The sequence below is a fragment of the Pseudomonas ovata genome (assembly GCF_003131185.1).
Lineage (GTDB): Bacteria > Pseudomonadota > Gammaproteobacteria > Pseudomonadales > Pseudomonadaceae > Aquipseudomonas > Aquipseudomonas ovata.
In genome coordinates this window covers 79449-93263 of the sequence record NZ_QFFU01000026.1, presented here as the reverse complement: position 1 = coordinate 93263, position 13815 = coordinate 79449, and the positions used below count along the sequence as shown (strand labels likewise).

The 13815-nt window shown below is 62.1% G+C and carries 15 protein-coding genes and 1 tRNA gene; 8 read left to right on the top strand and 8 right to left on the bottom strand.

Features of this window, described 5'->3' with window-relative positions:
• Positions 1-274: 274 nt before the first annotated feature.
• Positions 275-1711, bottom strand: a complete 1437-nt coding sequence (locus tag DGA31_RS25190) for a M48 family metalloprotease (protein WP_109514344.1) — start codon at positions 1709-1711, stop codon at positions 275-277.
• A gap of 138 nt (positions 1712-1849) precedes the next feature.
• On the opposite strand from DGA31_RS25190, the gene DGA31_RS25185 reads away from it, so the two are divergent.
• Both DGA31_RS25185 and DGA31_RS25180 read left to right on the top strand, forming a co-directional pair.
• A complete protein-coding gene (locus DGA31_RS25185; RefSeq protein WP_056835091.1) occupies positions 1850-2098 on the top strand; it encodes a sulfurtransferase TusA family protein in 249 nt (82 codons plus the stop codon).
• 29 nt (positions 2099-2127) lie between these two features.
• On the top strand, positions 2128-3198 hold the full coding sequence (locus tag DGA31_RS25180) for an AI-2E family transporter (RefSeq protein ID WP_109514343.1): 1071 nt from the start codon (positions 2128-2130) through the stop codon (positions 3196-3198).
• Between the two features lie 40 nt (positions 3199-3238).
• On the opposite strand, the gene DGA31_RS25175 is transcribed toward DGA31_RS25180, so the two are convergent.
• Both DGA31_RS25175 and DGA31_RS25170 read right to left on the bottom strand, forming a co-directional pair.
• On the bottom strand, positions 3239-3712 hold the full coding sequence (locus DGA31_RS25175) for a peroxiredoxin (protein WP_056835094.1): 474 nt from the start codon (positions 3710-3712) through the stop codon (positions 3239-3241).
• A 9-nt stretch (positions 3713-3721) separates the two neighbouring features.
• On the bottom strand, positions 3722-4285 hold the full coding sequence (locus tag DGA31_RS25170; RefSeq protein ID WP_109514342.1) for a glycine cleavage system transcriptional repressor: 564 nt from the start codon (positions 4283-4285) through the stop codon (positions 3722-3724).
• A gap of 314 nt (positions 4286-4599) precedes the next feature.
• Between DGA31_RS25170 and dapA the strand changes: the two genes are divergently transcribed.
• The 5 genes from dapA to DGA31_RS25145 all read left to right on the top strand — a co-directional run bounded on the left by dapA (position 4600) and on the right by DGA31_RS25145 (position 8293).
• Positions 4600-5478 (top strand): 4-hydroxy-tetrahydrodipicolinate synthase, encoded by an 879-nt coding sequence (gene dapA / locus DGA31_RS25165; protein ID WP_109514341.1) that lies wholly within the window; start codon positions 4600-4602, stop codon positions 5476-5478.
• A gap of 18 nt (positions 5479-5496) precedes the next feature.
• Positions 5497-6615, top strand: a complete 1119-nt coding sequence (bamC, locus tag DGA31_RS25160; RefSeq protein ID WP_056835100.1) for an outer membrane protein assembly factor BamC — start codon at positions 5497-5499, stop codon at positions 6613-6615.
• A complete protein-coding gene (locus DGA31_RS25155; RefSeq protein WP_056835103.1) occupies positions 6616-7374 on the top strand; it encodes an MBL fold metallo-hydrolase in 759 nt (252 codons plus the stop codon). It abuts the gene before it with no gap.
• Positions 7375-7402: 28 nt separating this feature from the next.
• Positions 7403-8113, top strand: a complete 711-nt coding sequence (gene purC / locus DGA31_RS25150; protein WP_056835104.1) for a phosphoribosylaminoimidazolesuccinocarboxamide synthase — start codon at positions 7403-7405, stop codon at positions 8111-8113.
• Between the two features lie 90 nt (positions 8114-8203).
• Positions 8204-8293: transfer RNA gene (locus tag DGA31_RS25145), tRNA-Ser, on the top strand.
• A gap of 112 nt (positions 8294-8405) precedes the next feature.
• On the opposite strand, the gene DGA31_RS25140 is transcribed toward DGA31_RS25145, so the two are convergent.
• From DGA31_RS25140 to DGA31_RS25125, 5 genes are all read right to left on the bottom strand, one after another.
• Positions 8406-8738, bottom strand: coding sequence for a hypothetical protein (locus tag DGA31_RS25140; protein ID WP_109514340.1), 333 nt, complete (start codon positions 8736-8738; stop codon positions 8406-8408).
• A gap of 210 nt (positions 8739-8948) precedes the next feature.
• On the bottom strand, positions 8949-9110 hold the full coding sequence (locus tag DGA31_RS29830) for a hypothetical protein (RefSeq protein WP_153811680.1): 162 nt from the start codon (positions 9108-9110) through the stop codon (positions 8949-8951).
• The gene (locus DGA31_RS25135; RefSeq protein WP_109514339.1) at positions 9088-9567 is read right to left on the bottom strand and encodes a hypothetical protein; all 480 of its coding nucleotides are present in this window, start codon (positions 9565-9567) and stop codon (positions 9088-9090) included. Before DGA31_RS25135 ends, DGA31_RS29830 begins: the two co-directional genes overlap by 23 nt.
• A 131-nt stretch (positions 9568-9698) precedes the next feature.
• Positions 9699-10640, bottom strand: coding sequence for a DMT family transporter (locus DGA31_RS25130; RefSeq protein WP_109514338.1), 942 nt, complete (start codon positions 10638-10640; stop codon positions 9699-9701).
• A gap of 57 nt (positions 10641-10697) precedes the next feature.
• Positions 10698-11906, bottom strand: coding sequence for an NAD(P)/FAD-dependent oxidoreductase (locus tag DGA31_RS25125; protein WP_109514337.1), 1209 nt, complete (start codon positions 11904-11906; stop codon positions 10698-10700).
• Positions 11907-12025: 119 nt separating this feature from the next.
• Here DGA31_RS25125 and pdxR point away from each other — a divergent pair, with 119 nt between their 5' ends.
• Complete coding sequence (pdxR, locus tag DGA31_RS25120) at positions 12026-13525, top strand: MocR-like pyridoxine biosynthesis transcription factor PdxR (RefSeq protein ID WP_109514336.1); 1500 nt, start codon at positions 12026-12028, stop codon at positions 13523-13525.
• Positions 13526-13815 lie beyond the last annotated feature (290 nt).

The window sequence follows — 13815 nt, the reverse complement described above, 5'->3', positions numbered from 1 at the left end:
TTACGACTGTGATTTTGAACTGCGTAGAGTACTTGCCCATGAAAAAACCCCCAGGAAGTCAGATTGGTGTCCAACTTTTGGGGTGCAGATCAGACTGTGGGAGGCGGCTTGCCGGCGATTGCGTGGTAACAGGCTGCGCAGGTATGCCGGCTTTATCGGCCCTGTCGCGAGCAGGGCTCCCTCCCACAGAATGGGTGTCAGACGGGAAACCGGCGAACCCTTTTGGATTGAATTCCATACCAGGTGCCGGGCTTTTTATTGTCTGCGCAAAGGCTCAGTTCATCATGCCCTTGACCAGTCGCTCCTGCTCGGCCAGGGCTCTCTGCCGGGCGTCAATGCGTGAGGCCACCTGGAAATTGTTGTTGGAGCGGCGTTTGGCGAAGTCCAGTTGCTGGATGGCCTGGCGAAAATCCCCGACCAACGCGAAGTATTCTGCGCGTGCCTCGTGCAGGCCCACGGTGTTGCCGTTCAGGCCGCGTGCCTCGGCCACCTGATACCAGATGTCCGGATCGGCCGGTCGCCGCTTGAGCAGTGCGTCAAGCGCCTTCTCGGCCTCGGCGGTACGTCCTTGCTTGAGTTGTACATCGATGCGCGCCTGGTTGAGCGGGTAATTGCCCGGGTACAGCGTCAGCATGCGGTCGGCCCGTTGTCGCGCCTCGGCCAGGCGGTTGCTGGTGATGTCCAGGTCGATCTGCGCCAGATTGTACACGACCTCGTTAGGCGACTTGTCCAGCAAGGGCTTGAGGCCGTCTCGCGCTTCATTGAGCTGGCCGCCCTTGATCTGCGCGATGGCCAGGCCGTAGCGGGCGTCGTCGGCGTTCGGGTTCTCGACCATTTGCGCCCGAAAACGCTTGGCGGCAATGCCTGGGGTTTCTTCATAGAACAACGCGACCCGTGCGCGCATCAGTTGATAGCGCAGGCTGTCTTCCTGGCCGCCAGGTTTGGCCTGTTCGGCGCGGTTGCGGGTGTCGGCGATGCGTGACTCGCTGACCGGGTGGGTCAACAGAAATTCCGGTGGCCTGGCATCGAAGCGGTACTGGCGCATCAGGCGTTCGAACATGGTCGGCATGTTGCGAGGGTCGTAGCCGGCCTTTTCCAGATTGAGGATGCCGATGCGGTCGGCCTCCTGCTCGTTCTGCCGCGAGAAGCGGCGCTGTTCCTGGATCGCGGCGGCCTGGGTGCCGGCGATGGTCGCGATACCGGCGTCGCCGGCGCCGGCAGCGGCCATGACGATGCCGGCCAGCATGGCGGCCATGATCGGCACCTGCATGCGCTGCTGGGCTTCGACACCCCGGGCAAAGTGGCGTTGTGACAAGTGAGCCAGCTCGTGGGCCATGACCGAGGCGTACTCGCCTTCGGTACGGGCATACAGGAACAAGCCGCCATTGACCCCGATGATGCCGCCGGGCGCGGCAAAGGCGTTGAGCTGGTTGCTGTTGATGAGGATGAACTCCAGGCGCCGGTCCTGCACCTGGCTGGTCTCGGCCAGCTTGTACACCGATGTCTCGACAAAATCCTTCAGTTGCGGGTCCGACAGCTGGCCGACCTGTGAGCGCAACATGCCCAGCCATGCCCGGCCCAACTGGTGCTCCTGCTCAGGAGAGACAATCGACGAGCTGGAATCGCCCAGTGAAGGCAGGTCGTCGGCCAGAAGGGTCGGGGTCGCCAGCAGACAGGCAAGGGTGAGCAATGTCGGACGCAGGAAATTCATGCAGTTGGCTCTGGGCGAATGTGCACCTACTGTAGCCGGCTCAATGGCTTGCTGGCCAGAGTGGGGTATTCTTGCCGGCTTGTGCGAAGGGTCGTGATGACTTTTTGCCAGATTGATGTGTCCGCCCGGAGAAAAGCGATGTCTGACGCTGTAGCCCCCCCATTGTTCGATGCCGAACTCGATGCGCGCGGGCTCAATTGCCCGTTGCCGTTGCTCAAGGCCAAGATGGAGCTCAATCGCCTGGACAGTGGCGCGGTGCTCAAGGTGACGGCCACCGACGCCGGTTCACAACGCGATTTTCGCAGTTTCGCCCGCCTGGCAGGCCATGCCCTGTTGCATGAGCAGGCTGACGCCGGGCTTTACACCTATTGGTTGCGCAAGGCCTAGGCAACCGTTCTCGCGCAAAAGGATGCCTGATGTACAAAGTGCTTAGCGACTGGATGCAGCGCTACTTCTCGGACGAAGAAGCGGTGGTGCTGGCAGTGTTGTTGTTTGTGGCCTTCACCCTGATCCTGACCCTGGGCGGCATGCTGGCGCCGGTGCTGGCCGGCATGGTCCTGGCTTTTCTGATGCAAGGCGTGGTCGGCCTGCTGGTGCGTTTGCGCATGCCGGAGCGTGTGGCGGTGGTGCTGGTGTTCACCCTGTTCATCGGCGTGCTGCTGGTCTTTCTGCTGGTGCTGGTGCCCTTGTTGTGGCACCAGTTGATCACCCTGTTCAACGAATTGCCCGGCATGCTCGCCAAGTGGCAATCGCTGTTGCTGCTGCTGCCTGAGCGCTACCCGCACCTGGTCTCGGACGAACAGGTGTTGCAGGCCATCGAGGTGGCGCGTGGCGAGGTGGGCAAGTTTGGCCAGTTGGCACTGACCTTTTCGCTGTCGAGCCTGCCGTTGCTGGTCAACCTGATGATCTACCTGGTGCTGGTGCCGATTCTGGTGTTCTTCTTTCTCAAGGACCGCCACCTGTTCGGACGCTGGGCGCGGGGCTACCTGCCGCGTGAGCGCGGACTGCTGACCCGCGTGGCCAAGGAAATGAACCGGCAGATCGCCAATTACATTCGCGGCAAGGTCATCGAGATCTTCATCTGTGGCGCGGTGACCTATGTGGCCTTCGTGGCGCTGGGTCTCAATTACGCCGCGCTGCTGGCCATGCTGGTCGGCATTTCGGTGGTGGTGCCCTATGTGGGGGCGGTGGTGGTGACCGTGCCGGTGGCGCTGATCGGCCTGTTCCAGTGGGGCTGGGGTGACCAGTTCATCTACCTGATGATGGTCCACGGCATTATCCAGGCGCTCGATGGCAATGTGCTGGTGCCGATGCTGTTCTCCGAGGCGGTCAACCTGCACCCGGTGGCGATCATCTGCGCCGTGCTGCTGTTCGGCGGGCTATGGGGCTTCTGGGGGATCTTCTTTGCGATTCCACTGGCGACCCTGTTCAAGGCAGTGCTTGACGCCTGGCCGCGCCAGGAGCCGGTGGTCGCGCCGCTGATGTAGCCGTTGACCGAAGGCGTCGCAAGACGCCTCCAGCGCTGGCTCAGCCCTGATTCAGTGCCTGGGCGCGGGCCAGCACCTCGTCCACGTGGCCTGGCACCTTCACGCCGCGCCATTCATGGCGCAGCACACCGTCCTTGTCGATCAGGAAGGTGCTGCGATCCACGCCCAGGTATTCCTTGCCATACAGCTTTTTAAGCTTGATGACGTCGAACAGCTGGCACAAGGCCTCGTCCTTGTCCGAAATCAGCTCGAAAGTGAACGCCTGCTTGGCCTTGAAGTTCTCGTGGGTCTTGAGGCTGTCGCGCGAGACGCCGAACACCACCGTGTTGGCCGCCTCGAACTGCGCCAGGCTGTCGCGGAAGCCCTGGCCTTCAGTGGTGCACCCTGGCGTGTTGTCCTTGGGGTAGAAATAGATCACCACCTGGCGACCCTTGAGCCCGGACAGGCTGACGGTCTGGCCGCCAGTGGCAGGTGCCTGGAAATCGTTGACGGGCTGGTCGACTGCAACGGCCATCGGTTGTCCTCAGGTAGGGGTCTGTGGACGCCATGGCTCGATGAGGGCATCGAGGTTCAGGGCGTCGGAGAAGTCCAGGAACTGGTCGCGCAGCCAACTGATCTGGGTGCCGGCCGGCAGCGTGACGGTAAAGGTGGCGTTGAGCATGGTGCCGCCGGTCTGCGGCGCCTGGTAGGTGTCGCACACCAGGTTTTCCAGCTCGACGTTATGGTCGATGAAGAACTGGCACAGTTCATTGATGATGTCCGGGCGGTACGCCGAGCTGATATAGGCCACGTAGGGCAGCGCCTCGGGACGGCTCTCCAGGGTCGCGCTGCGCACCACACTGGTGGTGAAGGCGTGCTTCTTGCTCAGGTTCGGCAGGGCGGTCTCCAGGCGCGCCAGGGCGTCCCAGCTGCCGGAGATCTGCAGGACCAGCGCACTGCACTCGCCGTGGCGGGTCAGGCGTGAGCTGACCACGGCGCAGCGGCTTTCATGGCTGGCACGGCACAGAACGTTGGTCAGCTCCATGGGGTTGGCGCCAAGGGCACTGATGACAAGGAATTGTTCGCGAACTGGGGGGGTGGACGACATGCAGCATTCCTAGATGATGAACGGTCGGTACATTTCGGCTCTTGCAGAGTCGATTCGGTGGTCTGGGGTGCGCCGCGTCGGCTGGCTGATTGTCGATGAAGACCTGCGTGTCAGGGCTGCAAGGCGCTGGGGCAGGGGTTTGCAGGACAAAACCGGACGATTGCACGCAAGGCGCAGGTGACCTGTACCGAGCAAAGGACGAAGGGTAGCGAAAACCATCGCTCAGGGGAATGCTCAGAGCGTGGTACTTCGCTTGTGCAAGGCTGATGGCGCCAGTACCATTACGGCTCTCTTTTTCCGGCAGGAGCGGTTGCATGATTGCGGGCAGTATGGTGGCACTGGTCACCCCCATGGATGCACAAGGTGGTCTCGACTGGGACAGCCTGAGCAAACTGGTTGACTTCCACCTGCAAGAGGGCACCAACGCCATCGTTGCCGTGGGAACCACAGGTGAATCGGCGACCCTGAGCGTCGACGAGCACATCGAGGTGATTCGTCGCGTGGTCGACCAGGTGGCCGGGCGTATCCCGGTGATCGCCGGCACCGGTGCCAACTCCACCAGTGAAGCGATCGAACTGACCGGCAACGCCAAGGCGGCCGGCGTCGACGCCTGCCTGCTGGTTACGCCTTACTACAACAAGCCGACCCAGGAAGGCCTGTTCCAGCACTTCAGCCACATCGCGCGCACCGTGGACATCCCGCAGATCCTCTACAACGTGCCGGGCCGCACTGCCTGCGACATGAAGGCCGAGACCGTGATCCGCCTGTCGAAGGTGGCCAACATCATCGGTATCAAGGAAGCCACCGGCGACCTGCAGCGCGCCAGGGACATCCTGGCCGGGGTCAGCAACGACTTCATGGTCTATTCCGGTGATGACGCCACGGCGGTCGAACTGATGCTGCTGGGCGGCAAGGGCAACATCTCCGTGACCGCCAACGTCGCACCGCGTGCCGTCAGCGACATGTGCGCCGCGGCCCTGCGCGGCGATGCCGCCGCTGCACGCGCCATCAACGACCGGATTTCCTCGCTCAACAACACCTTGTTCATCGAATCCAACCCTATCCCCGTGAAATGGGCCCTGAGCGAGATGGGCATGATGGCCGACGGTATCCGTCTGCCACTGACCTGGCTCAGCCAGGCCTGTCACGAACCGCTGCGCCAGGCCCTGCGCCAGGCCGGCGTACTGGTTTAATTGAGGAAGTACAACGCAATGAAGCGATTGGCCGGATTCTCCGCACTTGCCCTGATCATCTCCAGCACCAGTGGTTGTGGCTGGGTCTGGGGTCCTGACGGTTATTTCCGTGATCGCGGCAGCGATTACCTGGAATCGACCCAGACTGCACCTATGCAAGTGCCTGCCGACGTCACCGGCGTCAAGCGCCTGGACCCGCTGTTGCCGATCCCGCGCAACGTGGCCGACAGCACCCAGAGGGGCGAGTACACCGTACCGCGACCTGTGCCGATGGCCACCAGCGCAGCCGAGTCCAGCGACTTCAGCCTGCAGCAAAGCGGTGGTGCACGCTGGATCCTGGCCCAGCGCCCGCCGGCTGAAATCTGGTCGGTGGCGCACCAGTATTTTGAAGACAACGGCTTTCGGATTGCCGAGGAGCGCCCGCAAACCGGCGAGTTCAGCACCACCTGGCAGCGTCTGGACGAGCTGTCGGCCTCCGTTTCCCGTCGCCTGAGCGCCAGCGGTACCGCCGCCGACAGCGAAACCCGCGTGCGGGTGCGTATCGAGCCGGGCGTACAGCGCAATACCAGTGAAATCTACGTCGTCAGCGTTTCGCGTGCCGCCGGCAGCACCGCCGAGGTCGAATTCCCCGACAACGCCAGCAGCGCCGGCCTGAACGCCTCGCTGACCGATGACCTGCTCGCCGGCCTGAGCCGCAACGCCAGGCAGGGCGGTTCGGTGTCCCTGCTGGCTGCCCGCGACTACGACACCCCGAGCCGCGTGGCGATGGGCGTCGACGGCAGCGGCAACCCGATGCTCAACCTGGGCGCCGACCTTGATCGTGCCTGGTCCAGTGTCGGCCGGGCCTTGGAGCAGGGTGACTGGCGCGTCGAGGACATCAACCGCAGCCTGGGCCTGTACTACATCAACCTGGCCGAGCGCGCCGACAAGCCTGAAAACGAGCCGGGCTTGATCAGCGGCCTGTTTGGCGGCAAGGCCAGCAAGGAAGAGATAGAAGCGCGTGCCGAGCGTTATCAGGTGCGCCTGAGCAAGGTCGGTGAAAGCGTGCAGGTCACGGTCGAGAAGAACATCAACACCGTGGCCCCTGCCGACGTGGCACGCCGGGTGCTGAGCGTCATTCAGGACCACCTGGGTTAAGTGCGCTTCGCCAGCCTGGGCAGCGGCAGCCGTGGCAATGCCACGCTGGTCGCCAGCCATGACACCTATGTGCTGGTCGACTGCGGCTTCTCGCTGCGCGAGACCGAGCGTCGCCTGGCGCGGCTCGGTGTCGACCCTGCACAACTGAGCGCCATTCTGGTGACCCACGAGCATGCCGATCATGTGCATGGCGTGGGGTTGCTGTCACGGCGCTATACGGTGCCGGTCTACCTGAGCCGCGGCACCCAGCGCGGCTTGCGCAAGCCGCTGGAAGTCGCCGGTCTCCTGAGTGCCGGTACGCCGTTGCAGATCGGCGCGCTGGAGATCGACGTGGTGTCGGTCGAGCACGATGCGCTGGAACCGACCCAGTTCGTCTTCAGCGACGGGCAGCGGCGCTTTGGCCTCCTGACCGACCTGGGGTCATACTGCAGCAACGTGCTGGAGCGCTATCAGGGCCTGGATGCCCTGATGATCGAGGCCAACCACTGTCGCGACATGCTTGCCCGAGGCCGCTACCCGGTCTTTCTCAAGCAGCGCGTGGGAGGCCAATCGGGACATTTGAACAATCACCAGGCTGCCAGCCTGGTGAGCGAGCTGGGCTGGCAGACACTGCAACACCTGGTGCTGGCCCACCTGAGCACCAAGAACAACCTGCCGCAGCTGGCCCGGCAATGTTTCGTCGACACCCTTGGGTGTGACCCGGACTGGCTGCAACTGGCCGATCAAGATTGTGGGCTCGACTGGCGACAGATCGCCTAGCCCTATCATTTAGCAAGCGGAGCCCATCATGGAAAAACGTGAAGAACTCTACCGCGGCAAAGCCAAGTCGGTGTACAAGACCGACGACGCCGACCGCTTGATCCTGCTGTTTCGCAACGACACTTCGGCGTTCGACGGCAAGCGCATCGAACAACTGGACCGCAAGGGCACGGTGAACAACAAGTTCAACGCGTTCATCATGCAGAAGCTCGAAGAGGCCGGCATTCCGACCCAGTTCGACAAGCTGCTGGGCGACAACGAGTCGCTGGTCAAGAAGCTGGACATGATTCCGGTCGAGTGCGTGGTGCGCAACTACGCCGCCGGCAGCCTGGTCAAGCGCCTGGGCGTCGAAGAGGGCCTCAAGCTTGAGCCCTACACCTTCGAGCTGTTCCTGAAGGACGACGCCAAGGGCGACCCGTTCATCAACGAATCCCACGTCGTGGCGTTCGGCTGGGGCACTGCCGAGCACCTGGCGCGCATGAAAGAGCTGTCGCTCAAGGTCAACGACGTACTGAGCAAACTGTTCGACGACGCCGGCCTGCTGCTGGTCGACTTCAAGCTGGAGTTCGGCGTGTTCCACGGCGAAATCGTCCTGGGCGACGAATTCAGCCCTGACGGCTGCCGCCTGTGGGACAAAGAGACCCGCAAGAAGATGGACAAGGACCGCTTCCGCCAGGGTCTGGGCGACGTGATCGAAGCCTACGAAGAAGTGGCCCACCGTCTGGGCGTGCCGCTTTAAGGGCACCTGCGACGCAAGCGCTTGATACCACGCAAAAAAATGCAGAAATTGCTCGACATCTGCATTCAGGCTGGTATGATGCGCGCCATTGGAGAGATGCCAGAGTGGCCGAATGGGACGGATTCGAAATCCGTTGTACTGGCAACAGTACCTAGGGTTCGAATCCCTATCTCTCCGCCATTACCGCTGTAGCTAAAACCCCCGACTATCCTGGCGATAGCGGGGATTTTTTGTTTCTGGGGCTTGGGTGCAAGGCAGTTGCCACGCTCCACACTGCTCAGGCGTGTCCCTCTCATCCATTCATGCGTGCCGCCAGTAACGCCCGCTCCTGGGTCAGGGGCTTGAGCACGCCCGGGTGCTCTGCGGTCTTGATGAACAGGAAATAACGACCCTGGCCATCGTGCAGGATCCGGTAGACATCCGCTGTCCTGTTGGTGCCGGGTGGGGTCAGTTTATCCACGATCAATGTGTAGGCTTCAATACCCTGTCCGTTCAAGGCTGCCTGCAACTCTGCATCAATCCTGAATCGCCACTTCTTCATGTTATGTCGATAAGCCAGGATGGCCAGTGCAATTGCCAGGATCGGCATCACACCGGCTGCGAAGATCGTGAATAACGTGTGCATGACTCTTATCTGCGGCCCGCCAAACCATCATCAATACCTGCAACCGTGCAAGACGGCAATAGTCAGGGGGAGCCGAGATGGGCGGGTCTCCTGATAACAGCTGCCTGAAATACCAATGGGCCACCCAGACGGCAGAAAGAAATCGGGAGCGCAGCATCGGACTTCAGTTAGTTGCTTGGGGTGTGGGCTTTATGACGCCGTTACGGATGTCTACCCATCGGCAACAATCGGGTTGTGCGGGTAGATGCGCCCGCTGTCATCCAGGTCTTGCTGGGCCTGCAGGCGGTACAGCACGTCCCACGTGAATCGGTAGCGTTCGTGGTTCTCATTGCTCAGGGGCCGCGGGCGGCTATTGGGTACTGTCGCGATCATCTTCGGGCTTGGCGGCATTGAGCATTGAGTTTTGCCAGGCGCCAAGTCGCGCAAACTCCATATCATTTTCAAATGACAGGTTGATGCACCAGGAAAAGTCGCTGCGGAACAGGTAGTGGGATTGGGGAATGTCGACAATCATACACAGGAACGCGTGCAGGTCAGCGCTTTTTACAACGTAGGCGTGATCGGTCAGGCTGTCGCCTATATAAATGATCTCCGAGTCATCGTCCTCTAAGTCGGGTAGGGATTTTACAAAGTTGCAATAGTCTCGCTGGATGTGTTCTGGGGTTGCCCTGGCGTATTTGTAGTGAGGCAGCGAGGAGAGGTCTATCCGGCTGCCCAAAGCTGGATACGTTTGGTTGATTATTTCTAAATAGTGTTCTGGCGAATGGCACACGTTGATGGGGAGGCCTGCCTTTTTGCAGGCCTCGATAAGGTCAAGGTCGTATGACATTGTTTTTATACTCCGTGTGAAAGTGAGCGACTGCATGTTCTGACTGTTTTTGTATTTTGGAGACCCTTGATCGTGTTGAGCTGCAAGCCCTGCAACATAGCGATGTAGAGGCGTGCCTTGCATGAGTGACCCTACGGCATCGAACGGTTTTCTCTTGGGCTAACCGTTGTTGAACGAACCCGCAGCGCCAGCCAGATCCCGATCAATATCCCCGCCATGCCCAGCGCGTGGTACAGGTGCAGCGACTCGCCCAGGAATGTGACGGCCAGCACCGCGCCGAACACCGGGATCAGGTGGATGCACAGCGCAGCCTGCGCCGCGCCGAAGCGGGCTACGGCCAGGGTAAAGAGCAAGTAGCCCAGCACCGAGGGAAACACGCCCAGGTACAGCAAGGCCATCAGGCTGTCCGCGTCCCAGTGGGCGACCGCACCCTGTGACGTTTCGATCCACCACAGCGGAATCAGCGCCAGCAGCGCGACGGCGATCTGGGCCGCCATCAGGCCGATCCGGTTGACCTCGGCCGGCACGCTGCGTGACCACAACGTGTAGAACGCGAACGACACCATGGCGCAGAACACAATCAGGTCGCCGTGAGAAAAACTCAGCTTCAGCAGGGCTTGCACGTCACCGTGGGTGATGATCACCAGCACACCCGCGCACGACAGCAGCAGCCCTGCGTTCTGCATGCCATGCAGTCGCTGGCGATAGAACAGCGCACCGAACAGCGCGATCAGCACCGGAATGCAGGAGTTGAGCAGCAGGGCATTGGCTGCCGAGGTGTCGCGCAGGCCGATATAGGTCAGGCAGGTAAAGCCCACCACGCCCGTCAGCGAAAGGCGGGCGAGCAGCCATGGATGCCGGATGTAGAAAGGCCAGTCCTTGCGCAGGTGCTTCAAGGCAAAGGGCAGGATCAAGGCCAGCGCAATCACCCAGCGCCACAGCGACAGCGACATCGGTGGGAGGCTGTCGCGTACGGCCCGGCCGACAATGAAATTACCGGCCCAGAACAGGGGCGGCAGGACAAGCAACAGCCAGTAGGGAGACAGCCATTGGCGTGGTTGTGATGGGTGCACCGTTTTCTCCTTGGCCTGCTCGGCGGGTTTGCGGGCAGGCCATGGTACGTGATCCGGTTACGCCACTACAGGAATCAACGGATCGGCCGCCGCCAGCGCGTTGGCCCGGTGTGCCGCCGGCGGGTAGATCCATTGGGTGTTGATCTGCGTCTTAAGGGCCTTGCCCTCTTGCCCGGTGAGCAGCACCTGACGGTCCCAGCCCTCGGTATAGACAGCACCCCATGCCCCCAGGTCCAGGCAGGTGACGTACTTGACCTGGCGGTAGGGCGTCGCAGCCACACCCAACAGGTCGGCGGCAGCATTGTTGCCGGCCGAGCGGCCCAGGGCAATGGCGTGCTGGCAGGTCATCAGAGCGTGGTTGCCCAGCTCGTCACTGGCGGCGAAGGCCGTGTCGCCCGTGGCGAATATCGCCGCTTGTCCCTGCACCTTGAGGGTGTTGTCCACATGCAGGCGGCCGCTGGGGTCGCGCTCGCCCTGCACATGCTCGGTCAAAGGCGAGGCCTTGACGCCAACGGCCCAGATCACGGTGCCAGCCTCGATGCGCTCGCCGCCTGCGAGCGTCACGCCCTGGGCATCCACGGCCTGGACAGATGCGCCCAGGCGCCAGGTCAGGCCGACCTCGTCGCTGGCCTGGGCGACGATCTCGCCGATAGCCTGACCCATGGCGCCGCCAATCGTCTGGCCGCGATCAATGATCACCACCCGCACGTCCGCGTCCTCGCCCAGTACGGCGCGCAGGCGCCCCGGCATTTCCGTGGCCGTCTCAATGCCGGTGAAGCCGCCACCCACCACCACCACGGTGTTGCGTTGTGGGGTGTCCGGCTGCTCGCGCAGAGCCTGCAAGTGCGCGCCGAGCCGCCGGGCAGAGGCGTAGCTGTCGACGTCGAAGGTGTGCTGGTTGATGCCTGCCACCACGGCGGGTCGGGCGACCTGGCTGCCCGAGGCCAGAATCAGCCGATCGTAGCCCAGGTGCTGCTCGCGGCCACCGGCATCCAGATAGCTCACGCGCCTGGCATCGGCGTCAATGGCGGTGGCACAACCTTGTACAAAATTGATGCCGACAATTTCGAACAGTTCGGCCAGTGGCGCGACAGTCGGAGCAATGTCATGTTCGTAGAAGCGAGGGCGTACATGCAGTTCGGCCTGGGGCGCCAGTACGGTGACGGTGATGTCGAGACGCTGGTGCTGGTCCAGCAGGCGTACGGCGCTCAGGGCGCTCCACAGACCGCCGAAGCCGGCACCGATGATGAGGATGGATGAGTGCACAGTGTCTACTCCTGTAAGGGCAGCCGTCAGGTGGCTGCGACAGGGGAGAGTGTGCAACGCAAGCGGATCATGGTATTGATCCGCTTGTTACTGAACCTGTTGGTCCACTTGAGGCGCTCATGGCTTCCACCTCTCAACCGTCCTGGGTCATGTCATTGCCTCTGGGCGAGCCCTCCGTCGGCACAAGCCTGCAAACCTGGCTGTACCAGAGCCTGCGCGAGGCCATTCTCAGTGGCCGCTTGCCGGCAGGCAGCAAGCTGCCGGGGACTCGCGCCCTGGCCGGGCATTACGCCATTGCGCGCGGCACGGTGCAGGCGGCCTACCAGCAATTGCTGTCGGAAGCCTATGTCGAGGCGCGAGCCGGCAGTGCCACGCGGGTGTGTGAAGTGTTGCCCGAAGCGACCCTGCAGGCCGGTTATGTACAACGCAAGATAGTACCCGACGTTGCCTTGTCGCGTACGGCGCCGGCTACCGGCTGGATCGAGCGGCTGGAGGCGATCACTCCCATCTTTGCCCGGCGTACGGTCACCCCCGGGTTGCGGCCGTTTTTTCCGCACCGGGGGGATGTGGGCGCCTTTCCGGTCGATCTGTGGCGCAAGCTGCACATCCAGCAATTACGCAGTTCGCGCGCCGCGACCCTGCTCGACTCCGACCCCCAAGGGTTGCCGGTGCTGCGTGAAGCCATCGCCGGGTATCTGGCCGTTGCCCGTGGCGTGCAGGTGTCAGCCGGACAGGTTCTGGTGCTCAACAGTGTGCAGCAGGGCCTGGACTTGTGCCTGCGGCTGCTGGTGCCGCCCGGCGGGCAGGTGTGGCTCGAAGACCCCGGTTACCCCGGTGCCCGGCAATTGATCGAAGTGGCTGGCTACACCCCTGTGCATGTGCCGGTCGATGAACAGGGCATGCGTGTGCAAGAGGGCATGCGCCGCGCGCCGAAAGCGGCGCTGGCGTACCTGACCCCTTCGCGGCAGGCGCCACTGGGCAGCGAGCTGTCCCCGGCCCGGCGCATGGCCCTGCTGCGCTGGGCGGCCGCCAGCGGCGCCTATATCTTCGAAGATGACTACGACAGCGAGTACCGCTTCATCGCCAAGCCGATCCCGGCGCTGCGGTCGATGGATGCCGCCAGCCAGTCGGTGATCCTGGCCGGCACCTTCAGCAAGCTGCTGTTTCCCTCCATTCGCCTGGCTTACCTGGTGCTGCCGCCGCATCTGCTGGAATGCTTTACCCGCGCCGCCGCGCTCACTGCACGACATGCCAACAGCCTGAGCCAGGCGGTGCTGGCCGCCTTCATCCAGCAAGGTCATTTTGACCGCCACGTGCGGCGTATGCGCAAGCTCTATGCGCTGCGTGCCGAAGCCTTGAGTGAAGCGGCTGCCAGGCACTGGCCAGGGTTGATCGAAGTGCCCCCGATTCGTGCCGGGCTCGATGTGGCCTGTCGCTTGTTACTGGATGACGAGGCCCAGGCCTGCGCCCGCATTGCCGAGGCCGGCGTGGATGTGATGCCGCTGGCGCGTTATTGCCATCAGCCTCTGCCGGCGGGGATGGTGCTGGGCTTTGCGCCTTATGACGAGGCGTCGATATTCGAGGCGGCACAGGCGGTGGAAAAAGTATTGCGCCAGTGAAAGACGTGAGGTTTCTTCATGAGTGCCTTTATTAGGATCCATTAATGAGCCTTGAACAGTGTTCGGCATTGAATGATGTAAGTGCGGCAGTGCTAACGTCCATGGCGTATAAGGCTTAATAAGGGCTTATTTATGACGCTCTGTAAGGTCTGATAAGCAAGGTGCTGTAATGCCCGTATCAACGGTGTGTGTTTTATTCGCAAGGGTCTATTTAAAACATTTCTGGGTTGATGCGCGTACCCGTGCTGAATGCGTTAGCATGGGTCCTTGATTGCTGGCATTTTAATATC